We start from the raw sequence: 26,420 nt of genomic DNA, 5'->3' as shown, positions 1-26,420 counted from the left end.
TGGCGGGGTGGGTCCGGTTGCGGGGGACGCTGCAAGTACGTCCATGTAAGCTCGGTCGCCGCATCCATGCGGCTCACGCCCCCGCAACCGGACCCACCCCGCCTTCGACAGATTTCCGCGATCTGTTGGAACGACCTTGGGGTCGGATCCGTTTTCCTGAGGAAAACGGATCCGACCCCATTTTGATTTTCGATACCTGACAGATGTGTCGACCAAGGTCGACACCCACCAACGGCCGCCGCGATCTGTCAGAGGTGGGGCGGTGTGGGCTTGCAGGACCGTTGGCGCCATGGATGGCGCCATCGAGCCCCCATGGATGGGTTTACGGCGTGTCCTGCAAGCCCACACCGCCCCGCCATCCCACGGATAGCCCGCTTCTGCTGTTGCTTTGGCCGTTGCCGTTGCTTCTGCGGGTGCAGGGCGCAGCCCTGCCGAACCCGGCCGACTTCCGCCACTTGCGGTCGCAGCCACTGCCCACTAGCCTTCGGCCGTCGTTCACCACCCAAGGACCGCCCGTGAAACACCGTCATCTCCTGCTGGCCTCGGCAATCGCCGCCGCCACGCTGGCCCTGGCCGCCTGCAAAAAGGAAGCTGCCCCAGGCACCGATACCGCCAGCAGCAGCGCCCCGGCCGGCGAAACCGCCGACCAGTTCGTGGCCCGCATCAATGCCGAATTCAAGGCCGCCTACCCGGAGATGACCTCGGCGCAGTGGCTGTCTTCCACCTACATCAACAGTGATTCCGAACGCATCGCGGCCAAGGCCAACGAGCGCTCGCTGACCCAGCTCAACAGCTGGATCGAGCAGGCCGCCAAGTTCGACGGCAAGCCGATGAGCGAGGACAGCAAGCGTGCGATCCACCTGCTGAAACTGATGTCCTCGATGCCGGCGCCGCGCGATCCGGCCAAGCTGGCCGAGCTGACCCAGATCGCCACCCGCATGGAAGGCAGCTACGGTGCCGGCAAGTACTGCACCGACGCCAACGATCCGAACTCCTGCCGCCAGCTGGGCGAGCTGGAACAGGTACTGGCGCGCAGCCGCGACTACGACAAGCAGCTTGACGCCTGGCAGGGCTGGCACAGCACCACCAAGAGCATGCGCGGCGACTACCAGAAGTTCGTCGGCCTGGTGAACGAAGGCGCCAAGGGCATGGGCTTCACCGATGCCGGCCAGATGTGGCGCAGCGGCTACGACATGCCGCCGGAGCAGATCGGCCCGGAAACCGACCGCCTGTGGGAACAGGTCAAGCCGATGTACGAGCAGCTGCACTGCTACGCGCGCGGCAAGCTGGACAAGACCTATGGCAAGGACAAGGCCGAAGTTGGCAATGGCCTGATCGCCGCGCACCTGCTGGGCAACATGTGGCAGCAGGACTGGTCGAACCTGTGGGACCAGCTGGAACCGTACCCGGGCGCCGGCAGCCTGGACATCACCGCGGCGCTGGAAAAGCAGTACCAGACCAACCTGAGCGCGGCGCTGGCCAAGGCCGGCAAGGATGCCAACGTGGCCGCGCAGTACAAGGCGCAGCGCGAGGCCGAACTGCGTACCGCCAAGCAGATGACCGAGCGCGCGCAGGACTTCTACGTGTCGCTGGGCATGCCGTCGCTGCCGCAGTCCTACTGGGAAAAAACCCAGTTCATCAAGCCTGACGACCGCGACGTGGTCTGCCACGCCAGCGCCTGGGACATGAACATGGAAGGCGACGTGCGCACCAAGATGTGCATCAAGCCGAACGAAGAGAACTTCACCACCATCTACCACGAGCTGGGCCACATCTATTACGACCTGGCCTACAACCCGCTGCCGCCGCTGTTCCAGGGCGGTGCCAACGATGGCTTCCATGAAGCGATCGGCGACACCATCGTGCTGGCGATGACGCCCAAGTACCTCAGCTCGATCGGCCTGGTCGATGCGCCGACCGAAAGCCGCGAGGCGGTCATCAACAACCAGATGCGCATGGCGCTGTCAGGCGTGTCGTTCCTGCCATTCGGGCTGATGATCGACCGCTGGCGCTGGGGCGTGTTCGATGGCTCGATCACTGCCGACAACTACAACAAGGCGTGGTGGGACCTGAAGGCCAAGTACCAGGGCGTGGCGCCGGCCAGCACCCGTGGCGAAGAGTTCTTCGATCCGGGCGCGAAGTACCACGTGCCGGGCAACACTCCGTACACCCGCTACTTCCTGGCGCGCATCCTGCAGTTCCAGTTCTACAAGGGCCTGTGCGACGCGTCCGGCTACAAGGGCCCGCTGCATGAGTGCACCTTCTACGGCAACAAGGAAGCCGGCCAGAAGTACTGGGCGATGCTGAGCAAGGGTGCCAGCCAGCCGTGGCAGGCCACGCTGAAGGAGCTGACCGGTACCGACAAGCTCGATGCCGGCCCGATGATCGAGTACTTCACCCCGGTCAACGAGTGGCTGAAGCAGCAGAACGAAGGCCAGATGTGCGGCTGGCAGGCCAACGCGGCCCCGGCGGCAAAATGAAAAAAGGGGCGGGTCCGCGAGGATCCGCCCCTTTCCGGTAGTGCCGGCCGCTGGCCGGCAACTACGCGATGAAGACCCAACGGGCAGCCGGCCAGCGGCCGGCTCTACCGAAACAGCAGTCAAAGGCCAGATGTGCGGCTGGCAGGCCAGCGCGGCCCCGGCGGCGAAATGAAAAAAGGGGCGGGTCCGAAAGGATCCGCACCTTTCCGATAGTGCCGGCCGCCGGCCGGCAACTGCACGGTGGAAATCCGTCTGGCAGCCAGCCAGCGGCCGGCTCTACCGCAACAACGGTCAGCTGTTCTTCTTCGCGGCCATCGCTGCGGCCAGCTCGGCCTTGAATTCCTCGAAGGTCTGGCCCTTCTCCCTGGCTTCGGCCTGTGCGGCATCGCGCAGTGCATCGGAGTACATCAGGCGCACCGGCGTGCCGTTGCGCTCGTGCAGTTCACCGGCCTGCATGATCAGCGCCAGCACCTGCGCAGCGCTCTCGCTGTGGCCCGCGATGCGGCCATCCATGCCCAGCACCCATTCGCCGTCGCGGCGCACGACACCGGCCAGCAGGGTGCGCTGTGCATCGCGCAGTTCCGCATGCGGCTCCACCGGCGAGGCCTGCGCGGCGGCCTTGTTGGCGGCCTGCTTTTCCTGGCGACGGCGCTGGTCGCGGCGGGTCTTGGAGCTGGTGGACATGGTGCGGTACCGCTGCGAAGGGGGGCGCAAGGATAGCGCACCCCGCCCGCAGCACCGCTTCACACCCCTCAGTCCAGCACTTTGCCGTGCCGCCAGTAGCCCATGAAGGTGATCGCGCGGCGGTCCAGCCCGCAATCGCGCACCAGATGGCGACGGATCGCCATCACGGCCCCCGCCTCGCCCGCCACCCAGGCGTACAGCGGCCCGGCCACCCGGGTATCGGCCTGCTCCCAGAGGATCTGCGTATCGACGTCGATCTCCTCCAGCGCATCGCCGGCAGCCACGCCCGAGGTCCCTGCCAACCGCGCCTGGACCGCCTGCAGCAACCGCTGTCCGTAGGCGGCCTGCCCGCGCGGCAGCCAGACCAGCTCGGCGCTGGAGGGCGCCTTCAGGTGCACCGCATCACCGGCCTGCGCCACCTCCAGCAGCGCCAGCGTGCGCGGTGGGTCGACCATGGCCGCCAGCTCCTCGAGGATGCCGGCCACCGCAGGCAACGCGGTTTCATCGGCCACCAGCAGCACCTGGCCGACACCGGCCGGTGGCTTCCACTCCCAGCCCTCGCTGCTCCCGGCACAGTCGGCGTCCGGGGCCAGCAGCACCACGCGGTCGCCAGGGCGGGCGTGCATGGCCCAGCGCGAGGCGGGACCGGTTTCGCCATGGATGACGAAATCGACGTCGACCTCGCCCTGCTCGGCGCGCAACTGGCGGATGGTGTAGGTACGCATCGGCGGGCGCTTGTCGTCCGGCAGGGCCCGGTAGCGTGGGTACCAGTCTTCACCGCTGGGGACCTGCGGCACCTCCTGGCCGGGCAAGGGGAAGAACACCTTGATGCGCTGGTCAGGGCCTTCGGTCTTCATCCGCGCCACGTCGGCACCGGTGAACACCATGCGGTCCAGGGAAGGGGAAAGAACGCGGCGCTCCTTCAGCGCCACCTCGAACAGGCGGTAGGTCTGCTGCGCAGCCATGGGGAACCTCATGCAACGACATCGGATTGGCTGGCTGTCGTGCATCCACGCACCGGCTGGCTGGAGTGCCCAGCCTAGTCCGGTCGTTCCTCTTCGCAAGCGTTGCGGGCAAAGCGGCCGGCCCTACCCCTGCGCGCTGCTCAATGGCCCGTGCAGGCCGCCTGTGCCGCGCGTTCACGCTGGTGTTCCCAGTACCAGAACACGAAGCCGGCGGCGAAGAACGCGGCCTGCCCCAGCGCCAGGTGCAGCGGGCTGGCGCTGAGCAGCGGCGACACCACGCCGGCCACCACCGTGCTGATCATCAGCTGCACGAAGGCCTGCAGCGACGAAGCCAGGCCGCGCTGGTGCGGGTACATGTCCAGCACCGCCAGCGCCAGGATCGGGAAGATCAATGCCATGCCCATGCCGCCCAGGAAGATCGGCAGCACCGCCCACGGCAGCACGAACTGCGGCGACAGCGCCACGTAGCCGACATTCAGCAGCACCGACAGCGCACACAGGCCGAAACCAATGGACACCTGGCGGGTGGGCGTGGTGTGCCCGGCCATGCGCCCGGACAGGAACGAGCCGGTGGTCATGCCGCCGATGGTGGGGATGAACAGCCAGGCAAAACCACCCTCGCCCAGATGCAGGTGCTGCATCACGAACACCGGCGCCGAGGAGATGTACAGGAAAATGCCGCCGAAACCGATGCTGCCGGCCAGCGCCAGGCGCAGGAACCGCGGGTTGAAACCGATGCGCACGTAATCACGCAGCAGCACGCGCGGCGACAACGGCACCCGTGCCTCCACCGGATGGGTTTCCGGCAGGTAGCGTGCAGTGGCCGCCAGCAGGAGCAGCGCAAACACCACCAGGAACCAGAAAATCAGTGGCCAGCCGGCGCCGCTGAGCAGGATCCAGCCGCCGATGATCGGTGCGATGGCCGGAGCGATGCCGAACAGCATCGATACCTGGCTCATCAGGCGCTGCGCGTCGTGTCCGTGGTACAGGTCGCGGATCACCGCGCGGCCGACGATCATGCCGACGCCTGCTGACAGGCCCTGCAGCGCACGGAACGCCAGCAGCGTGGTCAGGTCGGTGGACAGCGCGCAGCCGACCGAAGCGCCGACGAACACCACCAGGCCACCGAGGATCACCCGCTTGCGGCCCCAGGCGTCGGACAGCGGGCCGTGCGCAAGGCTCATCAGGCCGTAGAACAGCAGGTACACGCTGATGGTCTGCTGCACCGCCACCTCGTCCACCGCCAGGCGCTGGGCCAGCTGCGGGAACGCCGGGAAGATGGTGTCGATCGAGAACGGACCGAACATGGCCAAGCCGGCGAGCAGCAGGGCCATGCGGCGGGTGGAGGGAGCAACAGCGGCGGTCATGGGAAAGGCGTCCGGCAGGGCCATGCGCGGCACGCACGGCGGGCGCCGGTCCCCTGCAGCAGGGACGGCGCCAGATGAATTCGGGTATCCGCCCATCATAGGTGGGGATTGCGCCTGATGCCATGCAGCAGTGCACGAAATGCACGGACGGGCCATCGGCCATTCAGGCGCGGCCTCCAGGTCCGAAAGCGGCCGCCGCGCCCGCAACGGGCTATAATCGGCGGGCAACACGGTGGGAGAAGCGGAACACCGCTGCCGAAGGCGCAACGCCCGTAATCGCTCAGGCCCGATACCACCCGTAACACAACTCTGGAGAGACCGGTTCGATCCGGCGCCGAAGGGGCACGAAGCTGCGGTCCGCCGAGCTTTTAAACTCTCAGGCAAAAGGACAGAGGGGCGCCCCGCAGACCGCCGACCGGCGGCTTGTGCCCGTGCGTGTGCCCTTTCCTGACGGATCCTTCGCCATGTCCCAGAACACCCCTTCCCTGCGTGAGCTCGAGCACCACAACGCGTTCGTCGAGCGCCACATCGGCCCCAACGACGCCGAGATCGCGCAGATGCTCGACGTCGTCGGCCACGCGTCGCTGGATGCGATGACCGACGCCATCGTGCCGGCCAAGATCAAGTCGCCGGCACCGCTGGCACTGCCGGAGTCGATGACCGAAGTGCAGGCACTGGCGAAGATCCGTGCGATCGCCGACAAGAACACCGTGCTGCGCAGCTTCATCGGCCAGGGTTACTACGGTACCCACACGCCGAACGTGATCCTGCGCAACATCCTGGAAAACCCGGCGTGGTACACCGCCTATACCCCGTACCAGGCGGAAATCTCGCAGGGCCGCATGGAAGCGCTGATCAACTTCCAGACCCTGTGCGCCGACCTGACCGGCATGGAAATCGCCAACGCCTCGCTGCTGGACGAAGCCACCGCCGCCGCCGAAGCGATGACTCTGGCCAAGCGTTCGGCCAAGTCGAAGTCGGACACCTTCTTCGTGCACGACGCCGTGCACCCGCAGACCCTGGAACTGCTGCGTACCCGCGCCGAGCCCATGGGCATCGTGCTGCGCGTCGGCACCCCGGCCGAAGCACTGGAAGCAGAAGCGTTCGGCCTGCTGCTGCAGTATCCGGACACCTTCGGCCAGGTCGGCGACTACAAGGCGCTGGTCGATGCCGTGCACGCACGCGGCGGCCTGGTGGCCGTGGCCACCGACCTGCTGGCCCTGACCCTGCTGGCTGCCCCGGGCGAATGGGGCGCGGACATCGTGGTCGGCAACAGCCAGCGTTTCGGCGTGCCGTTCGGCTTCGGTGGCCCGCACGCCGCCTTCATGGCCTGCCGTGACGCCTACAAGCGCTCGATGCCGGGCCGCCTGATCGGCGTTTCGATCGATGCCCAGGGCAACCCGGCCTACCGCCTGACCCTGCAGACCCGCGAACAGCACATCCGCCGCGAGAAGGCCACCTCCAACATCTGTACCGCGCAGGTGCTGCTGGCGGTGATGGCCTCGATGTACGCCGTTTACCACGGCCCGGAAGGCCTGACCCGCATTGCCCGCCGCACGCACCGCCTGGCCTCGATCCTGGCCGCAGCGCTGCGCAATGCCGGCGTGCAGGTCGGTGGCGACTTCTTCGACACCCTGCACGTCACCGGCGTGCATGCCGATGAAATCCATGCCAAGGCACGCGCCGCCGGTTACAACCTGCGCGCGATCGACAGCGACTCGGTCGGCATCAGCCTGGACGAGACCACCACCCGCGCCGACATCGTCGCCGTGGCTGCGGTGTTCGGTGCCTCGCTGGACGTCGACGCGCTGGATGCCAGCACCGCCGACGCGCTGCCGGCCGGCCTGCTGCGCCAGTCCGCGTTCCTGACCCACCCGGTGTTCAACACCCACCACAGCGAGCACGAACTGCTGCGTTACCTGCGTTCGCTGGCCGACAAGGACCTGGCGATGGACCGCACGATGATCCCGCTGGGTTCGTGCACCATGAAGCTCAACGCCACCGCCGAGATGATCCCGGTGACCTGGCCGGAGTTCTCGCAGATCCACCCGCTGGTGCCGGCCGACCAGGCGCTGGGCTACAAGGAACTGATCGACACGCTGGAAGCGATGCTGGTCGAATGCACCGGCTACGACGCGGTCAGCCTGCAGCCGAACTCCGGCGCACAGGGCGAGTACGCCGGCCTGCTGGCGATCCGCGCCTACCACCGCTCGCGCGGCGAAGGCCACCGCGACATCTGCCTGATCCCGGATTCGGCGCACGGCACCAACCCGGCCTCGGCGCAGATGTGCGGCATGAAGGTGGTGGTCACCAAGACCGATGCCAACGGCAACGTCGATGTGGAAGACATCCGCCTCAACGCCGAGAAGTACAGCGACCGCCTGGCCGCGATCATGATGACCTACCCGTCCACGCACGGCGTGTTCGAGGAAGAGGTGGTCGAGATCTGCGAGATCATCCACCAGCACGGCGGCCAGGTGTACACCGACGGCGCCAACATGAACGCCCTGGTCGGCGTGGCCAAGCCCGGCAAGTGGGGTTCGGACGTTTCGCACCTGAACCTGCACAAGACCTTCTGCATCCCGCACGGCGGCGGCGGCCCGGGCGTCGGCCCGTGCGCGGTCAAGGAGCACCTGGCCCCGTTCCTGCCGGGCAAGCTGGGTGACAACGGCCCGGTCGGCATGGTCAGCGCCGCCAGCTTCGGCAGCGCCTCGATCCTGCCGATCAGCTGGATGTACATCGCGATGATGGGCCGCGAAGGCCTGCGCAAGGCCACCCAGGTCGCGCAGCTCAACGCCAACTACATCGCCAAGCGCCTGGCCCCGCACTTCAAGACCCTGTACACCGGCCGCAACGGCCTGGTGGCACACGAGTGCATCCTCGACGTACGCCCGCTGGAGAAGACCAGCGGCATCGGCGCCGAGGACGTCGCCAAGCGCCTGATCGACTTCGGCTTCCACGCCCCGACCCTGAGCTTCCCGGTGGCCGGCACGCTGATGGTCGAACCGACCGAGAGCGAATCGCTGCACGAGCTGGACCGCTTCATCGACGCGATGATCCAGATCCGCGAGGAGATCACCGCGATCGAAGACGGCCGCCTGGACCGCGAGGACAACCCGCTGAAGAACGCGCCGCACACCGCCACCGCGGTGACCGCCAGCGAGTGGACCCACGCCTACCCGCGCGAACTGGCTGCCTTCCCGCTGGCCAGCCTGAAGCAGAGCAAGTACTGGCCGCCGGTGGCGCGCGTCGACAACGTGTACGGCGACAAGAACGTGATGTGCGCCTGCATCCCGGTCGATGCCTACAAGGATGATGAAGTCGAGGCTTGATTCCTCGCGGCATCGGTAAAGAGAACGGCCCGCGCAAGCGGGCCGTTTTCATGAGGGCGGGTGGACCAGGGTCCACACCCACGGTAATCCCGATCACGGGTCCGGCATCTGCCCCAGGCTCAACTGCCACGACACGCCGAAGCGATCCTGCACCCAGCCGTAGCGGTTGCTGAAGTCATAGTCGCCCACCGGCATCAGCCAGTGGCCGCCCTCGCCCAGCACGCGCGCGGCGCGCTCGAACTGCTCGGCGCCGGAGCACTCGACGAACAGCGAGATCGACGGGCTGAAGGTGAAATCGTGCACGTCCAGGCTGTCAAAGCACAGGTAGTGGGTGCCACCGAGCAGGAAGATGGCCTGTCGGACCTGCCCGGGCACGCCGGCACCGGCGCCGTCCGGATGGCGCTGCATTGCCAGCAGGCGGAAATCGGCGAAGGCCTCGGCGTACAGGGCCAGGGCGGCCTCGGCCTGGCCGGTAAACATCAGGAAGGGGCGACTGCGCAGCATGCGGTACTCCCGGTCGACGGGCCGATGACGGCCCACACGATCAGGATGGCACGGCGGATGTGCAGCTCCCGTGGTAGTGCCGGCCGCTGGCCGGCAGCTTCAGTCACGCCTCGCGCATGCGCCGCGCGATGGCGCTGCCGGCGGCGATCGTGGCGGTCAGCGCCACCATCGACAGGAACTGCAGGCGGGTGTGCGACTCGCTCAGCAGCAGGCCGAAGATCAGCGCCAGGATCGCCAGCGCGCAGCAGGTCAGCCACGGGAAGCCCGCCATGCGGAACGGCAGCCGGGTACCCAGGCGATCCGCGCGGCGGCGCAACACCAGTTGCGAGACCAGCGACAGCGTCCACACCAGCAGGCAGGTGGAACCGACGATGTTCAGCAGCACCGGCAGCACCCGGTCCGGGAACAGCAGTTCCATCACCGTGGCGGCGAAACCGAACAGCACGCTGGCCAGCACGGCAATCACCGGCACCTGGCGCGGATCGGTCCAGCCCAGCACCGCCGGCGCTTCGCGGCGCTGCGCCAGTGAATACATCATGCGCGAGGCGCCGTAGAGGTTGGCATTGAGTGCCGACAGCAGCGCGATCACCGCGATCAGGGTGATGGCGGTGCCGGCGCCCGGAATACGGGCAATGTCCAGCACGGCGGCGAACGGCGACTTCAACGCTTCGCTGGTCCACGGCACGACGGCGATGATCACGCTCAGCGAGCCGATGTAAAACACCAGGATGCGCCACGCCACGGTGCGGATGGCACGGGCGATGCTGCGCTCCGGATCTTCGGTCTCCGCCGCCGCAACGGCCACGATCTCGGTGCCACCGAAGGCAAAAACGACAACCAGCAGTGCAGCGCCAATACCCGCCAGGCCCTTCGGCGCGAAGCCACCATGCTCGGTGAAGTTGCTCAGGCCCGGCGAGGTCACCTGCGGCAGCCAGCCCATCAGCAGCGCCACGCCGATGGCGATGAAGGCCAGGATCGCCGCCACTTTGAGGATGGCGAACCAGAATTCGAACTCGCCGAAGTTCTTCACCCCGAGCAGGTTGATCGCGGTGAAGAACAGCATGAAGGCCAGCGCCGCCATCGGTACAGGTACTGCTGGCCAGACGGTGGCCAGCAGCCCGGCCGCTCCCACCGCCTCGGCGGCGATCACGATCACCAGCTGCACCCACCACAACCAGCCGACGGTGGCACCGGCGGTGGCGCCCATGGCATCGGCGGCATAGACCGAGAACGCGCCACTGGTCGGTTTGGCCGCCGCCATTTCGCCCAGAGCGTTCATCACGATGATCACCAGCGCGCCGGCGACCAGATACGACACCAGGACCGCCGGACCGGCCGCCTGCACACCCACGCCCGAGCCGAGGAACAGGCCGGCGCCGATGGCGCTGCCCAGGCCCATCATGATCAGCTGGCGGGGCTTGAGCGAATGTCCGAGGCGGGACGGCGAAGCGGTCGGAATCGAGTTGGGCATCGGCAGGGCTGGCGGCGGGCTACAGGGGCGACACCTTACCCTGTCCCATGCCCGCGGGGATAGGCACAGCGCAGCAGGCGGCTCAGGCCAGTGCCGGCTCTCCGACACTGCCACCAATACGGGCGCGGTAGGCACGCGGCGAGAAACCGGTTTCAGCCTTGAACTTGCGGGTAAAGGCGCTCTGGTCGCTGAAACCGCAGGCCTGGCCGATGCTGGCGATGCTCTCGTCACCGTGCAGCAGGTGCATGGCCATCTGGATCCGCAGCCGGGTCAGCACCTGCTGCGGGGTCATCTGGAACACCTTGCGGAAGCTGCGCTCCAGCTTGGACAGCGAGAAGCCGGTGATGTCCAGCAGGGTCTGCATGCGCACGTTCTCGGCGTAGTGCGCGTTGAGGTGGGCCAGCGCCAGCCGCAGCTGCTCGTACTGAGTACCCAGGCTGTCCTTCTGGCCAAGGTCGCGGGAAATGCCGATCAGGCCCTCGATGGCCCCATCGACCACCAGCGGACGCTTGCAGGTCAGGCACCAGCCCGGTTCGCGGTTGGCGAACAGGTGCAGCTCCATCAGGTTCTCGATCACCTCACCGGCCAGCACGCGGGCGTCCTGGTCCACGTAGTCGGCGCTCAGCCCGGTCGGGTAGATCTCCGCCGCGGTACGCCCGATCACGTCCTTGCGGGCGCGCAGGCCCAGCCGCCGCAGCATGGTCTGGTTGACGTGGGTGTAACGCCCCTGAAGGTCCTTGATGAAGAACAGCACATCCGGGATGGCGTCGAACAGGGCTTCGATGTCGGCGGGCTCGACTCGCATGGAACAAGCATACCCGAGCCTGCTTTTGCCTGTACGTTCACCTTTGCCGGACCTCGGTTTAACGGGCCCGGTTCCAGTGTCGTGGTTCTCTTTGAGCATCCGGAGCCAACGTCAATGGCCGCCAGCAAGCCGACCGGCAAGCGCGCAACCACCCACGCCGAGAACCACCACCGCGGCAACGGCGATGAACTGCACCAGCAGGCCGGGGGCAGTCATCCGGCGATGACCACCGATCAGGGCATCCCGGTGGCAGACAACCAGAACTCCCTGCGCCAGGGACCTCGGGGGCCTACGCTGCTGGAGGACTTCATCCTGCGCGAGAAGATCACCCACTTCGACCATGAGCGCATTCCCGAGCGCATCGTGCACGCCCGCGGCAGCGCTGCGCATGGCTACTTCGAGTTGACCCGATCACTGAAGGCGCATACCCGCGCGCGCATCCTGACCGAGGTTGGCGTGAAGACACCCGTGTTCACCCGCTTCTCGACCGTGGCCGGTGGCGCAGGTTCGGTGGACACCCCGCGCGACGTGCGCGGCTTCGCGGTGAAGTTCTATACCAGGGAGGGCAACTGGGACCTGGTCGGCAACAACATCCCGGTGTTCTTCATCCAGGACGCCATGAAATTCCCGGACCTGGTGCACGCGGTGAAGATGGAACCGGACCGTGCCTTCCCGCAGGCCGCGTCGGCCCATGACACATTCTGGGACTTCATTTCGCTGATGCCCGAATCGATGCACATGATCATGTGGGCGATGAGCGACCGCGCCATACCGCGTTCGCTGCGGATGATCGAAGGCTTCGGTGTGCACAGCTTCCGCCTGCTGAACGAGGCCGGCGAGTCAACGTTCGTCAAGTTCCACTGGCGGCCCAAGCTGGGCATCCAGTCAACGGTCTGGGACGAAGCGCTGAAGCTGCAGTCGGCCGACAATGACTTCCATCGCCGCGACCTGTTCGAGGCCATCCAGCGCGGCGACTTCCCGGAATGGGAACTGGCGGTGCAGTTGTTCACCGAAGAAGACGCCGACGCATTCCCGTTCGACCACCTGGACCCGACCAAGATCATTCCCGAATCGCTGGTACCGTTGCAGGTCATCGGGCGCATGGTGCTGGACCGCTGGCCGGACAACTTCTTCGCCGAGACCGAGCAGGTGGCTTTCTGCCCGGCCAACGTGCCGCCGGGCATCGACTTCAGCAACGACCCGCTGCTGCAGGGGCGCCTGTTCTCCTACCTGGACACCCAGCTGCTGCGCCTGGGCGGCCCGAACTTCCACCAGATCCCGGTGAATGCGCCCAAGTGCCCGTTTGCCAATCATCAGCGCGACGGCCACATGCAGATGCAGGTTCCCAAGGGCCGGGTGGCCTACGATCCCAGTTCGCTGCAGGAGGACACCCCGCGCGAGACGCCTGCCGGATTCCGCAGCCATGCCAGCGCCGACGATGGCCGCAAGGGTCGCACCCGCGCGGAGAGTTTCGCCGACCACTACAGCCAGGCCCGAATGTTCTTCCGCAGCCTCGAAAAGCCGGAGCAGGCCCACCTGGCATCGGCGCTGGTGTTCGAGTTGTCCAAGGTGGAAACGCTGAAGGTGCGGGTACGCACCGTCAGTCACCTGCGCAACATCGATGACTCACTGGCGCAGCGCGTGGCCGATGGTCTGGCGTTGCCTGCACTGCCCGACCCGGCGCCGACCGCTACTCCAGTGCGGGACATGCCCCCCGCCCCCGAGGTGCGCGTGATTGGGCGCAACAAGCCTACCCTGCAGGGTCGCTGCATCGGCATCCTGTTCGATGAGGGTTCTGATGCCCGGATCATTGCCAGCCTGAGCAAGGCAGCCAGGAAAGCAGGTGCGGATGTGAAGCTGGTCGCCCCCAGAGTGGGTGGCGCCACGCTCAGCGATGGCGCGCTGCAGGCGGCGGATGGGCAACTGGCGGGCACCCCGTCGGCCGTGTTCGATGCAGTAGCCGTGGTGCTCAGCCCGGAAGCGGCGAAGGCCTTGTCGAAAGAGAGTGCAGCCATCGAATTCGTCAGCCAGGCGTGGGCGCACCTGAAGGCCATCGCCAGCGATGCGGGCGGCCAGACGCTGCTGAAGGCGGCAAGGGTCGGCAACGACGCCGGCATCGTCGAAGCGGAAGACGCCAAGGCATTCCTGGCGGCGGCCGCCACCCGCCAGTGGGCGCGCGAACCCAAGCTGCGCCTGCTGGCCTGACTACAACAACAGGAGAACTGTCATGCCCCGTGGTGACAAATCCGCATACTCCGATAAACAGAAGCGCCAGGCCGAGCACATCGAGGAAAGCGAGCGCGAGCGCGGTGCCAGCGAAGGCACGGCCGAGCGCATTGCCTGGGCGACCGTGAACAAGCAGGATGGTGGTGGCAAGCGTAGCGGCAGCGCGCGCAAGGGTACGAAGAAGGCGACCAGCAAGAAGGCTGCCAAGAAGGCGCCTGCCAGGAAGTCGGGCACAAAGAAGGCCACGACCAAGACGACGGCGGCGAAGAAGGCACCTGCGAAGAAGACGACAGCCAGGAAGGCGGCGGCAAAGAAGGCACCGGCTCGCAAGACAGCCACAAAGAAAACCGCAAAGAAGACAGCGGCCAAGAAGGCCGGTACAGCCGCCTCGCGCAGTGCTGCAGCGAAGAAGGCGGCGAAGACACGTGCGGCGAAGAAGACCGTGCGCAAGGTGGCGGCGAAGAAGGCCGCGCGTACCCGCGCGCGCGGCTGAGTCCTTCGATCAGGGCGACAGCGTCCTCATCCACGCGGCAACTTCGGCTGCGGCTGCGTCAGCGCGTGCCTGCAGCAGCAGATGCGGCCCTTCCAGCGAAACATGCCGGGCATCCGGCAAAAGGGCCTGCAGTTCTGCCACGCTGGGCGGCCACAGCAGGCGGTCATGGCACGCGTGCAGGCACAGCGTCGGCACGTCGATTGCCGGCAGCAATGCGCGTACGTCGACGCGCAGGGTCGCTGCGGCGCGTTGCCGCAGTGTGGCCGCCGGAATCCGGGCCAGCGCATCGCGCAGCATCGACAGGTGCTCGCGGGTGCGCCACCGCCCCAGCAGAAGGCGCGCCAGCAACGCCACGGGAGGCAGAGGCCAGGCCGACGTCAGCAGGGCTGCGCTGGCTGCCGGCAATGGCACCGGCCGACACGCAAAGGTCGCGGCAAGCACCAGTCCGCGCAGCCCAGCGGGCTGTCGCGTGGCCAGTTCAACCGCCAACGGGCCCGAGAAGGACTCGGCAAGCAGGATGAAGGGATGGCCGGGTAGCTGCGACCACAGCCGTTGGGCCAGCGTGGCGTGATCCTGCCCTCCCTGCGCAGGCAGCGTAATCGCCTGCGTCGTCAGCCCATGAGCCTGGAGTGCTGACAGAAACGGGATCGACAGCCTGCCGGAGCCATCCAGCCCGGGCAGCATCAGCACGTGCTGCGGCGTGGGTGATGCTGAATCACAGCCCGGCTTTTCCTCGCTCCCGATTCCCATGTCACCTCCTTTGCTGGCAAGCATCGCCCACATCGGCAGGCAGCGGAACCTCCGCTCCGGCTCTCCTGCTGCTTTGCCGGTCAAGGTTGAGCGATACTCCCCGCTCTGCCGCGGGACGCGGCTGCCAAGGAGAGCCTCTGATGCGATGGACCTACGCGCTGGCCATGATGGCCATGATGGCCATGATGCTGCCACTGAACAGTTCCGCCAACGATGGCTGGATAAACGGGGCAGGCAAGGCGATGCCGGAGACCGATGCCATGAAATCCAGCGGTGGCTTTGCGGCATCGCTGCTGGTCACCTCCGATGCCGACTGGCAGGCCAAGTGGGAAACCCCACCAGAGACCACTCCCGGTTTTACCCAGGCCGACGAAGTCCACCCGGGCGGTGAATTGTTCCTGCTGACATTCCTGTCCAACCCGCAACTGGATGAGAACCGCGTACCCAAGGTGCACTGCGATCTGCGCATGCTGCGCCCGGACGGCAGTACCAGCATCGACGAACGCGATGTTCCCTGTTGCACCGCTGCCCTGCCCGGCCCGCCAACCCTGTTGTACATGACCAACCTGCACCTGAAGTTCGTGGCCGAGGCCAGTGATCCGAAAGGCACGTGGACTGCGCAGGTGGTGGTCAGGGATCTGCTGCGGAATGTGAGCCTGCCTCTGCAGGCTCACTTCGACGTCCGTTGAACGGAGGCGTGCGGATGAAGATGCGGCGATTACTGAGCTGGACCGGTCTTGCGCTTTGCGTGGTCTACCTGCTGTTGACCGCATGGCTGGTTCACGGCGCGCAGTCGGATGCGGACCCGAAGGGGGCCTATATCCTGATGTCGCTCCCCATCACCCTGCAGTCTGCTGCACTCGATGCCATCGGCGCAGGCAGCCTGCTGTACGGCAAACCCTGGTCGACCGCGTATGCAGTACTGGTTCCGCCAACACTGCTGTTGCTGTACGCAGCCGGCTGGCTGATCGAACGCGCCGCGGGCGGCCGCTAGCCAGCGGCACCGACCGGTTGCGTACATGCGGTGCCCTGCATGCGGGGCATCGCATGCAGGGCGTCATCCAACATCCAATCGCAGGTTGCTTACGCCGCCTGCGCAGGCACGATGGGCATGCGCGCGCCCTGCTCCACCTTGAACACCGCCACCGACGTGGTCAGCGCATGCGCCTGTTCCTCCAGCGCGCGGCTGGCGGCAGTGGCTTCTTCCACCAGCGCAGCGTTCTGCTGGGTCACCTGGTCCATCTGCACCACCACCTGGTTGACCTGCTCGATACCGGCGGCCTGTTCCTTGCTGGCCGCTGCGATGTCGCTCATCAGCTGCGTGGTGCGCGAACTGGCCTGGGCCACGCGGGCGATCGCGGCTTCCGATTCAACGGTCACCGCCAGGCCACTCTTCACCTTGGCAGCGGCGTCTTCGATCAGCTCCTTGATCTCCTTGGCGGCGACACCGGCACGCTGTGCGAGCGTGCGTACCTCGCTGGCGACCACGGCAAAACCACGGCCCTGCTCACCTGCACGCGCGGCTTCAACCGCAGCGTTCAGCGCCAGGATGTTGGTCTGGAACGCGATGCCGTCGATCACGGTGGAGATTTCCGAGATGCGTGCCGAGGACTGATCGATCTCACCCATCACCGACGCCATCTGCGCCATCGCCTGCTCGGTTTCGCGTACGGCGGCACCGGCGGCGTGCGCTTCACTGTCGGCCTGACGAGCGAGCTCGGCATTCTGGCGCACAGTCGAGGTCAGTTCCTCCATCGATGCGGCGGCTTCTTCCAGGTTGGCGGCCTGCTGCTCGGTGCGGCGCGACAGGTCGTTGTTGCCGGCGGCCAGTTCCTGCGCCGCGTTGTTGATGCTGTCGGCGGCCACCTGGATGCCACGCACGATGCCGGTCAGCTGCGCGGTGGTGGTGTTGGCGTCGTCACGCATGCGGGCGAATACACCGTCGTACTCGCCGTCCATGCGTGCAGTCAGGTCGCCGTGCGAGATCGCGCGTAGCACGTCGGAAACGTCGGCGATGCTGGCCTGCGAACTGGCCATCATGCCGTTGAGGTGCTCGACCATCGCCTTGAACTGGAACTGGAACGCAGCGGCATCGCCACGCATGCTGAAATCACCGGCGCGCGCGGCCCGGGCCAGTTCATCGATCTGCGCGTTGATCGCCATCAGGCTCTGCTTCACTGCGGCCAGGGTGCGGGTCAGCGTGCCCTTCTCGCCCGGGTAGTCCGGCAGGTCGCGGCTGAGGTCACCGATGGCGTAACGCTGCATCACTTCGGCCATCAACAGTTCCACCTGCACGTGCGATTCGACCAGGCTGTTGGTGGCCTGCACCATGCGGCCGAAATCACCGGGGAAGGCGCTGGCGTCCATGCGGTAACGGATCGCACCGGCCTCGTGCTGTTCGGCCATCTGCAGCTGCGCGCCGATCGCTGCCTGCACGCTCTGGCGCACGCTGGCCATCGCCTCGCCCAACTGGGTCAGTTCGTCACGGCCGCCGAGGCGGAACTCCTGATCCAGCTGGCCCTTGGACAGGCGCTCGGCCAGGTTCACCGCGCGGGCCAGCGGGCCGGTCAGGCTGCGCCCGATCATCACCGAGGCGGCGATGCCGACCAGCAGTGCAACGCCGCCCAGCACCAGCAACTGCAGCAGGCTGCGCTCGCCCAGGCGGATTGCCTCGGCGGCCGCCTCACGGCTTTCCTTCTCCTCGAAGTCCACGCCATCGGACAGCGCCTTGTTCCAGCCGTTGGCGGCTTCCTGCACCGGGCCCAGGGTCAGCGCCACGGCGCCCGGGTAGTCGCCCTGCTCCATCAGTTCGCTGGTCTGCTTGTTGAGCGGACGCGCGATGGCACGCTTGGCGGCGATGGTTTCGGCAATGGCCTTGCCCTCGGCGTCGCTGGGCAGCGCCTGGTAGGCCGTCCAACTGGCCTCATAGCGCTTGACCAGATCGGCGATGCGCTGCTCATCATGGCCACGGTCATCGCCCTGGCGGATCAGCATCTCGCGGCGAACGACCATCATCTGGTTGTTGGCATCGAGCATCTGCGAGAGCAGGCGCACCTTGGCCACGCTGACATCGACCACCTGCTGCATCGCGCGCTTCTGCACGACACTGGCGGTGGCGCCGGTGGCCACCACGGCCGCAACCAACAGCAGCAACAGGCCAAAGCCCAGCCCAAGACGCCAGGCAACCCTGACATTCCTCAAGTAGTTCATCGGTACATCCAAAACGGGGGGATGTGGCGTTATCGGCGGCCCGCCAGGCAATCTTGATCGCCAACCGCCAATGGCGTGGGGCACCATTCACCTTGGTGAGCCCTTGGCCGGCGGCACCCGCGCGGGGACGGTGGCGCAACGACCCGACTGCTCATGCAGACGTCAGATCTCTTTCACGGCGGCTCGGCGCGGCCTGCAGGCAAGGTGGTGGCGTCATCTGCTGGAGTTCCCAATGCCATTACCCGTGTACCGATCCACCCTGCTCGCTCTCTCGCTGCTGGCATCGCCGGCGTTCGCGCAGGCACCGCCGCCTGGACTGCCCGCCCCCATTGCCGAGAAGGCCGGACCGGACACCGCAGCACGTTCCGCCCTGCATGCCCAGGTGCTGCTGGATCGCGCGAATTTCTCGCCCGGCCAGATCGACGGTGAAGTGGGCAGCAACCAGCGGCGCGCGGTGTCGGGTTTCCAGGCGGCGCACGGCCTGACCGTCACCGGTGAACTGGACGACGCGACCTGGCAGGCCCTGCAGGCTGATAGGGTCACCCCCCTGGCCAGCTACACGCTGACCAGCGAGGATGTCGCCGGGCCGTTCCAGGCGATGCCGAAGGGCCCCGCCGCACAGGCCAAACTGAAATCGCTGGGCTTCAACAACGTCGAAGAGTCGCTGGGCGAACGCTTCCACGCATCCCCTGAGCTGTTGAAGCTGCTCAATCCGGGCGTGGATCTGAGCAAGGCGGGCAACCGCATCCAGGTGCCCAATGTCGCACCATCGCCGCTACCGAAGGCGGCCAAGGTGGTCGTCGACAAGTCCGATTCCAGCCTGCAGCTGCTGGATGCGCAGGGCAAGGTGATCGCTCAGGTGCCGGTTTCCTCCGGCAGCCAGCATGATCCGCTGCCGATTGGCGAATGGAAGATCCTGGGCGTGTATCGCGACCCGCCGTTCCACTACAACCCCAAGCTGTTCTGGGATGCGCGCAAGGGCGAAAAGAAGGCGACACTGCCGCCGGGCCCGAACAATCCAGTCGGCCGGGTCTGGATCGACCTGTCCAAGCCACACTACGGCCTGCATGGCACGCCCGAGCCCGGCCATGTCGGCAAGACCGAGTCGCATGGCTGCGTGCGCATGACCAACTGGGATGCGCTGCGTGTGGCCGATGCGGTGGATACCTCGGTACCCGTGGTGATGCAGGAGTGAGCCGATGCGTCTTTCGCAGCTGATCGTAGTGGGCGTTCTGCTGGGGCTGAGTGCAGGCTGGTGGCTGCACCGCGATGCAGGCGAGCCGGTAGCCGCCTCGCTGCCGGAAGCACAACCGGCAGCCGCTGTGGCGCCGGCCAAGGGATCGGTAGCGCCGCTCGACACGGCCCCTGCCCCCGCCGCCACCGTACCGTCAGCCGCGCGGACTGCGGATGCGCCGTCGGGTCTGCTGCTGCCGGTACAGGGCGTCCTGGCCTCCCAGCTGCGCGACACGTTCACCGATGCGCGCAGCGAAGGCCGCGTGCACGATGCCATCGACATCATGGCCGATGCCGGTACGCCGGTGCTGGCAGTGGCCGATGGCACGGTGGAAAAACTGTTCGACAGCGAGCGCGGTGGCCTGACGATCTACCAGTTCGAGCCCAGCGGACGCTGGTGCTACTACTACGCGCACCTGCAGCGCTATGCCGATGGCCTGACCGAAAAGCAGGTGATCAGGCGCGGGGAGGTGATCGGTTATGTGGGCAGTACCGGCAACGCCAGCGCTGAGGCCCCGCACCTGCATTTCGAGGTGCACGTGCTGGGACCGGAGAAACAGTGGTGGAAGGGCGAATCGATCAATCCGTACCCACTGCTGAATCCGCCTGCTTCGAAGCCCGGTGCTGCCAGCGCCGCAAAGTGAACGTGAACACCGCCAAGGCAGCTCCTGGAATCAGCAGGAGCAGTGCCGCCACTTTCCAGAAGAAGAACGGCCACAACCAGACATAATCCAGGTCAGTCAGCTTCAACAGGTCCAGTGGCGGCTGCAGCTCGACGGTGGCCGCGCGATCGGCCAGCGCCGGGTCCACCTCCAGCACGGTTACCCGCACCCATGAGCGGCCGCGTGGCAATGCGTCGCCACGGCCATAGCCGAAGTAGGACGCTATGAGGCCGCTGGACTCAACCGAAGCCAGCCCACGATTGATACCCTGCCCGGCCACTCCCGAACGCTCCCCTGCGCGGAAGTCTCCATGATCGGTCGGAGTTTCGATGCGCAGCAGCACCTCGGGGTCAGCGTCCGTACCGTCCGCGGCATAGCGCAGGCGCAGCCGCAGTTGATCATCGATGAGGCGGTAGACGGTGATCTGGGCGGTTGCGCCAGGGCTCAGCACCAACGGCACCGTCTGCGTGCGCGAAGCCAGGGTATTGGCGGCCGCGCCCAGCACCAGTACCAGGCAGGCGATGCCCCACAGGCTCCACAACACCCACAGGGTGATCCGCACGACCGTTTCGCCCTTCACGCTGACATCCTGGTCATCGCTTTGCTTCCTCGCCGACCCCGCTGACACAGTAACGAAAAAGCCCCGCTTGCGCGGGGCTTTTCCTGTCACCTACGCCGGGCAGCGCCCGGCGTTACCTCAGGCAAACGGATCCTGCAGAACCATGGTGTGGTCGCGGTCCGGGCCGGTGGAGACGATGCTGATCGGGCAGCCGGCCAGCTCTTCCAGCGAACGCAGGTAGGCGCGCGCAGCCGGCGGCAGGTCGTCCCAGTTGGTGATGCCGTGGGTGTTCTCGCTCCAGCCCGGGAACTCCAGGTACACCGGCGTGCACTCTTCCCAGCCCTGCGCGTCCAGCGGCGCGTACTCGGTGCGCTTGCCGTTGTATTCGTAGGCGATGCAGACCTTCAGCTTTTCCATGCCGTCCAGCACGTCCAGCTTGGTGATGCACAGGCCGCTGATGCCGTTGATGGCCACGGCACGCTTCAGCGCGACGATGTCCATCCAGCCGCAACGACGCGGACGGCCGGTCGACGCACCGTACTCGGCGCCGCGGTCACGGATGCCCTGGCCGACTTCGTCGTCCAGCTCGGTCGGGAATGGGCCACCGCCGACGCGGGTGGCGTAGGCCTTGGCGATGCCCAGCACGTAGTCGATCGAATCGGCGCCGACGCCAGAACCGGCCAGCGCGCCACCGACGGTGGTGTTGGAGCTGGTGACGTACGGGTAGGTGCCGTGGTCGATGTCCAGCAGCGCGCCCTGCGCGCCTTCGAACAGCACGCGCTTACCCTGCTTGCGCAGGTCGTGCAGGATGCCGGCCACGTCGGACTTCATCGGCTGCACGTATTCGCCGAAGGCCAGCGCTTCGTCGAAGGTCTTCTGGAAGTCGACCGCATCGGTGTTCAGATACTTGGTCAGCACGAAGTTGTGGTAATCCAGCGCGGTGCGCAGCAGTTCTTCCAGCTGCTTCGGGTAATGCAGGTCGGCGATGCGGATGCCGCGACGCGCCACCTTGTCTTCGTAGGCCGGGCCGATGCCACGACCGGTGGTGCCGATCGCCTTGCCACCGGCAGCGCGCTCGCGCGCCTGGTCCAGGGCGATGTGGTACGGCATGATCAGCGGCGCGGCCGGGGAGATCTTCAGGCGCGAACGCACTTCCACGCCGGAGGCTTCCAGCTCGGCGATTTCCTTCTGCAGCGCGGCCGGCGAGATCACCACGCCGTTGCCGATCAGGCACAGCGCGTCGTCACGCAGGATGCCCGACGGGATCAGGTGCAGGACGGTCTTCTTGCCATTGATGACCAGGGTGTGGCCGGCGTTGTGGCCGCCCTGGAAGCGCACGACGGCGCCGATTTCCTCAGTGAGCAGATCGACGATCTTGCCCTTGCCTTCATCGCCCCACTGGGCACCCAACACTACGACAGACTGACCCATGACGGGCTCCTCGATTTGTTGCGGCCATCGGGGCCGCGGACGGGTAAACCGTGGCGGGGCTGGCCAGCACCTGCAAGGCGGCTCCAAACGGGGAGCGGCCGGCGATGGAAGGCCCAGACACGGAAAAAGCCGAACGGGGAGGCCCGTCCGGCTTTTGTGCATTATCCGGGTTTCCGGGGTCGGGTGCCACCTTTCCGACGGGTGGCTTTACCGGCCGGTCAGCCGCCCCGCCCGGTCGTGCCGGCCGCTCAGGCCCCGCCCGGTAGTGCCGGCCGCTGGCCGGCAATCCCGGGTTGCCGGCCAGCGGCCGGCACTACCCTTTCAATGCCGCACCCACCACAGCAGGCTCAGGCCGGCCAGCAGCACCAGCCCACCGAAGCTGCGCAGGGCCGGGCTGGGCAGGTCCAGCAGGCGTTCGGCCATGCGCTTCCAGGCGAACGGGGCGACGAACAGGAACAGGCCTTCCAGCACCGCGACCAGGCAGACAGCGGCAAACAGATCTTTCATGGGGGACTCCGGAAAAAGCACGGGGCCCGGCATATGGCCGGGCCCCGTGGGGTACTGCCCTGCGACCTCAGCGGTCGTTCTTCAGGTACTGCAGGAACGGGTCGTTCTTGTCGAGCACGATCACACCGTTGCCGTCGGTCATGGAGCCACGGTAGGCCTCCAGGCTGCGGTAGAACGCATAGAACGACGGATCGGCCGAGCCGGCCTTGCCGTAGATGCGGGCCGCCTCGGCATCGCCTTCACCGCGCAGGCGCTGGGCATCACGCTCGGCCTCGGCGATCAGCACGGTGCTGTCACGGTCGGCCTGGGCGCGGATGGTCAGCGACTGCTCCTCGCCCTCCGCGCGCAGCTTTGCGGCTTCCTGCTTGCGCTGGGCTCGCATGCGCTCGTACACATCGTTGATCACCTGGCTGTCGGTCGGCAGGTCCACCTGCTTGATGCGCAGGTCGATCATCTGCATGCCCAGGCCGGCCACCGCTTCGTTGATCCCCTTCAGCTGCTCGGCGATCAGCTCGCTGCGGTCGCCGGAGACCAGCTGCTGCAGGGTGCGCGAGTTGATCTGGTTGCGCAGCGAGTCGGTGATGATCGGTGCCAGGCGGGCGTTGGCGATGCGCGGATCGCCGCCGGTGGCACGGAAGTAGTCACCCACGTTGGAAATGTAGCCGATGGCGAAGAAGTCGACGCTGACGTCCTTCTGCTCGGCGGTGAAGTAGCGCGCCGGCGCGGTGTCGAGCACCTGGAAGCGGCGGTCGAAGACCTTCACCGTTTCCACCACCGGCACCTTGAAGTGCAGGCCCGGCTTGATGTCCGAACGCACCACCTTGCCCAGGTTCAGCACCATGGCGGTCTGGTCCTCACGGACCACGTACACCGAGCCGAGCAGGCCCAGCACCACCGCCACGATCACGGCGATCCAGATAGGACTCTTCATCGGCTGCCCTCCTCACGGCCGCTCGGTCGCCCGGTCGGGCGGCCCACCGGCCGGCCCGGATCACGGGAAGCTTCCGTCGCTGCACCCGGCAGCGACGGCATCACCACGTCCGGGTTGGCCACTGCGGCCGGAGCCGACGTGCTCGGACGGGTATCGCCGGTCATCGGCACGTAGATCAGCTGGCGGCCATCGCCACCGATCACCTTGCGGTTCTCGCTCAGCACCTGCTGCACGGTCTCCAGCCACAGGCGCTTGCGGGTCACTTCCGGAGCGTCCTTGTACTGGGCCTGCAACAGGCTGAAGCGCTGCGCGTCACCCTCGGCCTTGGACACCACGGCCTGCTTGTAGCCTTCGGCGGTGGTACGGGCGCGCGAGGCCTGGCCCCGGGCTTCCGGCACGACCTTGGCGGCGTAGGCCTGGGCTTCGTTGATCAGGCGTTCCTTGACCTGCTGGGCACCGTTGACCTCGTCGAAAGCCGGCTTCACTTCTTCCGGCGGACGGGCATCCTGCAGGGTCAGGCCAGTCACGGTCAGGCCGGTCTTGAACGCCTTCAGCAGCGCCTGCAGGCGCTCCTCGGCGGCCACGGCCAGCGGGCCACGGTTGTTCAGCACGGCGTTGAGATCGGCGCGGCCGACTTCCTCGCGTACGGCGCTCTGCGCCGACTGCTCCAGCACCTGGTTGGCATCGACGGTGCCGAACAGGTACTGCTGCGGGTCATCGATGCGGTACTGGACGTTCAGCGAGACGTTGACGATGTTCTCGTCGCGGGTCAGCACCGGCACCTGGATCGAGAAGGTCTTGATCTCGGTGGCGTTGACCTTGGTGACCGATTCGATCGGCCACGGCAGCTTGAAGTTCGGGCCGGGCTGCAGGATGCGCGAGAACTGGCCGAAGCGCAGCACCACGCCACGCTGCTGTTCGCCGATCAGCTGGAAGCTGGAGAACAGCACCAGCAGCACCACGGCTGCCACCACCCAACGCACGATGCCGCCGTCGAACAGGTCCTTCAGCGGCCCGGGCAAACCGCCCCAGCCACCACCATTGCCACCGCCGCGTGACCCGAACGGCCCGCGTCGATTGTCCTCGGGGCCTTGTCCGCCCTTGTTGCCGCCGGGTGTATTCCAGGCCATGCACGCTCCATCAAGATTTGGGCTGCGGCGCGGGCCCTTCCCGCACCGCCAGCCGTGAAACCATCACCGATCATACAAGATGGGGCGGATCGGCAGGATCGAAAGGGGGGCAACGGGGTAAGGTGGCGTTTTCCTCGAAGTCAGGCAACGCCGATGGCCCCCACCACCCCGTTCACCGCCTTCCGCATCGAAAACGACGACGCCGGCTACCGCAGCGGCCTGGTCCGGCTCGGGGTCGACGACCTCAACCCCGGCCAGGTGCTGATCCGCGCCCACTGGTCCTCGGTCAACTACAAGGACGCGCTGGCCGGTACTGGAAAAGGGAAGATCCTGCGCCGCTTCCCGCTGGTGGGCGGCATCGATGTGGCCGGCACCGTGGTCGCCAGCACCGACCCGGACTGGCGTGAAGGCGACGCGGTGCTGGCCACCGGCTGCGGCCTCAGCGAGACCCGCGACGGCGGCTACAGCCAGTACGTGCGGCTGGAATCGCGCGCGGTGATCGCCCAGCCGGCCGGGCTGACCCCACGCGAGGCGATGGTGCTGGGCACCGCCGGCTTCACTGCGGCGCTGGCCCTGCTGCGCATGCAGGACAACCGCCAGACCCCGGAACTCGGCCCGCTGGCGGTCACCGGTGCCAGCGGCGGTGTCGGTGCGCTGGCACTGTCCATCTTCAGCCGTGCCGGCTACAGCGTGCACGCGGTCAGCGGCAAGCCGGACCAGGCAGGATTCCTGCGCAGCATCGGCGCCACCGAGGTACTGCCGCGCGACGCGCTGGCCGACACCGGCGCGCTGCAGTCGGCCCGCTTCGGGGGTGGCCTCGATAATGCCGGAGGTGACATGCTGGCCAGCCTGCTGGCGCAGACCGTGCCCTACGGCAGCGTGGTCAGTGCCGGCCTGGCAGCCAGTCCGACGCTGGACATGACGGTGATGCCGTTCATCCTGCGCGGTGTCTCGCTGCTGGGCGTGTCCTCGGCCAATGCGCCACGCGGACTGCGTGAGGAAGTGTGGTCGCGGCTGGGGAGTGACTGGAAGCCGCAGCACCTGGACCGCATCTGCACCGCCGAAGTCGGCCTCGATGGCCTTCCTGCCGTGTTCGAACGGATGCTGGCGGGCGGTTCGCTGGGTCGCACCGTGGTACGGATCGACTGAACGTCGCAGGCAGGCGACGGACGGCAGACGCGGCCCTCCCGCCGGTAATGGGCCCGCACTACACTGCGGGCATTACATGGGGAACAACATGGCACGCATTCTGATCGTCGACGACTCACCGTCGCAGCTGTTGGGGATACAGCGCATCGTCGAGAAGCTCGGGCACCAGATCCTGACCGCCACCGATGGCGCCGCCGGGGTCGAAACCGCCAAGGCCGAGCTGCCCGACCTGGTCCTGATGGACGTGGTGATGCCCAACCTCAACGGCTTCCAGGCCACCCGTACCCTCGCCCGCGACGAGGCGACCCGGCATATTCCGGTGATCCTGGTGACCACCAAGGACCAGGACACCGACCGCATGTGGGGCATGCGCCAGGGCGCCAAGGCCTACATCACCAAGCCGTTCTCGGAGGACGAGCTGTCCGAGGTGCTGGAGCGCGTGTTCGCGGGCCAGGGCTGAGACGCGCGCGGTAGTGCCGGCCGCTGGCCGGCAACCACGCATCACCGTCCAGGGCAATGAAGTTGCCGGCC

23 protein-coding genes and 1 riboswitch are annotated in these 26,420 nt (G+C 66.9%); of the genes, 10 read left to right on the top strand and 13 right to left on the bottom strand.

Annotation, left to right across the window (positions count from 1 at the left end):
- Positions 1-515: 515 nt before the first annotated feature.
- A complete protein-coding gene (locus tag AC5P9F_RS18420; RefSeq protein WP_005410621.1) occupies positions 516-2,480 on the top strand; it encodes a M2 family metallopeptidase in 1,965 nt (654 codons plus the stop codon).
- A 291-nt stretch (positions 2,481-2,771) separates the two neighbouring features.
- Here the strand turns inward: AC5P9F_RS18420 and AC5P9F_RS18415 are convergent, their stop codons facing one another.
- The 3 genes from AC5P9F_RS18415 to AC5P9F_RS18405 form a co-directional block, all read right to left on the bottom strand.
- Entirely contained in the window at positions 2,772-3,164 is a 393-nt protein-coding gene (locus AC5P9F_RS18415; RefSeq protein WP_005410623.1) for a hypothetical protein, read from the bottom strand.
- 68 nt (positions 3,165-3,232) lie between these two features.
- A complete protein-coding gene (locus AC5P9F_RS18410; protein ID WP_099497724.1) occupies positions 3,233-4,129 on the bottom strand; it encodes a siderophore-interacting protein in 897 nt (298 codons plus the stop codon).
- A gap of 140 nt (positions 4,130-4,269) precedes the next feature.
- Positions 4,270-5,496, bottom strand: coding sequence for a multidrug effflux MFS transporter (locus AC5P9F_RS18405; protein WP_032966071.1), 1,227 nt, complete (start codon positions 5,494-5,496; stop codon positions 4,270-4,272).
- A 299-nt stretch (positions 5,497-5,795) separates the two neighbouring features.
- Positions 5,796-5,898, top strand: a riboswitch (glycine riboswitch).
- A gap of 62 nt (positions 5,899-5,960) precedes the next feature.
- Between AC5P9F_RS18405 and gcvP the strand changes: the two genes are divergently transcribed.
- Entirely contained in the window at positions 5,961-8,828 is a 2,868-nt protein-coding gene (gene gcvP / locus AC5P9F_RS18400) for an aminomethyl-transferring glycine dehydrogenase (protein ID WP_024956945.1), read from the top strand.
- A 93-nt stretch (positions 8,829-8,921) separates the two neighbouring features.
- Here the strand turns inward: gcvP and AC5P9F_RS18395 are convergent, their stop codons facing one another.
- From AC5P9F_RS18395 to AC5P9F_RS18385, 3 genes are all read right to left on the bottom strand, one after another.
- Entirely contained in the window at positions 8,922-9,332 is a 411-nt protein-coding gene (locus AC5P9F_RS18395) for a VOC family protein (protein ID WP_005410627.1), read from the bottom strand.
- A 103-nt stretch (positions 9,333-9,435) separates the two neighbouring features.
- Entirely contained in the window at positions 9,436-10,803 is a 1,368-nt protein-coding gene (locus tag AC5P9F_RS18390) for an amino acid permease (protein WP_005410628.1), read from the bottom strand.
- Positions 10,804-10,885: 82 nt separating this feature from the next.
- Complete coding sequence (locus AC5P9F_RS18385; protein ID WP_005410629.1) at positions 10,886-11,608, bottom strand: helix-turn-helix transcriptional regulator; 723 nt, start codon at positions 11,606-11,608, stop codon at positions 10,886-10,888.
- A 114-nt stretch (positions 11,609-11,722) separates the two neighbouring features.
- On the opposite strand from AC5P9F_RS18385, the gene AC5P9F_RS18380 reads away from it, so the two are divergent.
- The gene (locus tag AC5P9F_RS18380; RefSeq protein ID WP_005414177.1) at positions 11,723-13,813 is read left to right on the top strand and encodes a catalase; all 2,091 of its coding nucleotides are present in this window, start codon (positions 11,723-11,725) and stop codon (positions 13,811-13,813) included.
- A gap of 22 nt (positions 13,814-13,835) precedes the next feature.
- A complete protein-coding gene (locus tag AC5P9F_RS18375; protein ID WP_012480990.1) occupies positions 13,836-14,327 on the top strand; it encodes a hypothetical protein in 492 nt (163 codons plus the stop codon).
- A gap of 9 nt (positions 14,328-14,336) precedes the next feature.
- Here AC5P9F_RS18375 and AC5P9F_RS18370 read toward each other — a convergent pair whose 3' ends face one another.
- On the bottom strand, positions 14,337-15,077 hold the full coding sequence (locus AC5P9F_RS18370; RefSeq protein WP_060380133.1) for an alpha/beta fold hydrolase: 741 nt from the start codon (positions 15,075-15,077) through the stop codon (positions 14,337-14,339).
- Positions 15,078-15,217: 140 nt separating this feature from the next.
- Here AC5P9F_RS18370 and AC5P9F_RS18365 point away from each other — a divergent pair, with 140 nt between their 5' ends.
- Positions 15,218-15,766 carry a hypothetical protein gene (locus AC5P9F_RS18365; RefSeq protein ID WP_012480992.1) on the top strand — a complete coding sequence of 183 codons (549 nt, stop codon included), beginning with the start codon at positions 15,218-15,220 and terminating at the stop codon, positions 15,764-15,766.
- 14 nt (positions 15,767-15,780) lie between these two features.
- Positions 15,781-16,071: a hypothetical protein gene (locus AC5P9F_RS18360; RefSeq protein ID WP_044570698.1), complete on the top strand. Its 291-nt coding sequence runs from the start codon at positions 15,781-15,783 to the stop codon at positions 16,069-16,071.
- Between the two features lie 89 nt (positions 16,072-16,160).
- On the opposite strand, the gene AC5P9F_RS18355 is transcribed toward AC5P9F_RS18360, so the two are convergent.
- Complete coding sequence (locus AC5P9F_RS18355) at positions 16,161-18,287, bottom strand: methyl-accepting chemotaxis protein (RefSeq protein WP_005414173.1); 2,127 nt, start codon at positions 18,285-18,287, stop codon at positions 16,161-16,163.
- 232 nt (positions 18,288-18,519) lie between these two features.
- Here AC5P9F_RS18355 and AC5P9F_RS18350 point away from each other — a divergent pair, with 232 nt between their 5' ends.
- Together AC5P9F_RS18350 and AC5P9F_RS18345 are read left to right on the top strand one after the other, a co-directional pair.
- Positions 18,520-19,482, top strand: a complete 963-nt coding sequence (locus AC5P9F_RS18350; protein WP_065183425.1) for a L,D-transpeptidase family protein — start codon at positions 18,520-18,522, stop codon at positions 19,480-19,482.
- Between the two features lie 4 nt (positions 19,483-19,486).
- Entirely contained in the window at positions 19,487-20,164 is a 678-nt protein-coding gene (locus AC5P9F_RS18345; RefSeq protein ID WP_076739169.1) for a M23 family metallopeptidase, read from the top strand.
- Here the strand turns inward: AC5P9F_RS18345 and AC5P9F_RS18340 are convergent.
- From AC5P9F_RS18340 to hflK, 5 genes are all read right to left on the bottom strand, one after another.
- Positions 20,100-20,762 (bottom strand): hypothetical protein, encoded by a 663-nt coding sequence (locus tag AC5P9F_RS18340; RefSeq protein ID WP_087802784.1) that lies wholly within the window; start codon positions 20,760-20,762, stop codon positions 20,100-20,102. The two genes, AC5P9F_RS18345 and AC5P9F_RS18340, sit on opposite strands and share 65 nt — an antisense overlap.
- Positions 20,763-20,879: 117 nt before the next feature.
- Positions 20,880-22,172 carry an adenylosuccinate synthase gene (locus AC5P9F_RS18335; protein WP_005410639.1) on the bottom strand — a complete coding sequence of 431 codons (1,293 nt, stop codon included), beginning with the start codon at positions 22,170-22,172 and terminating at the stop codon, positions 20,880-20,882.
- A 321-nt stretch (positions 22,173-22,493) separates the two neighbouring features.
- A complete protein-coding gene (locus AC5P9F_RS18330) occupies positions 22,494-22,679 on the bottom strand; it encodes a DUF2065 domain-containing protein (RefSeq protein ID WP_005414170.1) in 186 nt (61 codons plus the stop codon).
- Between the two features lie 67 nt (positions 22,680-22,746).
- The gene (gene hflC, locus AC5P9F_RS18325) at positions 22,747-23,610 is read right to left on the bottom strand and encodes a protease modulator HflC (protein ID WP_005414169.1); all 864 of its coding nucleotides are present in this window, start codon (positions 23,608-23,610) and stop codon (positions 22,747-22,749) included.
- Positions 23,607-24,740, bottom strand: coding sequence for an FtsH protease activity modulator HflK (gene hflK / locus AC5P9F_RS18320; protein WP_005414168.1), 1,134 nt, complete (start codon positions 24,738-24,740; stop codon positions 23,607-23,609). The genes hflC and hflK overlap by 4 nt, the downstream gene beginning before the upstream one ends.
- 153 nt (positions 24,741-24,893) lie before the next feature.
- On the opposite strand from hflK, the gene AC5P9F_RS18315 reads away from it, so the two are divergent.
- Both AC5P9F_RS18315 and pilH read left to right on the top strand, forming a co-directional pair.
- Positions 24,894-25,889, top strand: a complete 996-nt coding sequence (locus AC5P9F_RS18315) for a YhdH/YhfP family quinone oxidoreductase (RefSeq protein ID WP_005410643.1) — start codon at positions 24,894-24,896, stop codon at positions 25,887-25,889.
- 88 nt (positions 25,890-25,977) lie between these two features.
- Positions 25,978-26,349, top strand: coding sequence for a twitching motility response regulator PilH (gene pilH, locus AC5P9F_RS18310; RefSeq protein ID WP_005410644.1), 372 nt, complete (start codon positions 25,978-25,980; stop codon positions 26,347-26,349).
- Positions 26,350-26,420: the final 71 nt, after the last annotated feature.

It is taken from the genome of Stenotrophomonas sp. YJH_SMC_4, assembly GCF_059371575.1.
Note: the sequence above shows the minus strand (reverse complement) of the source record. Positions and strands in the feature narration are given on the sequence as shown.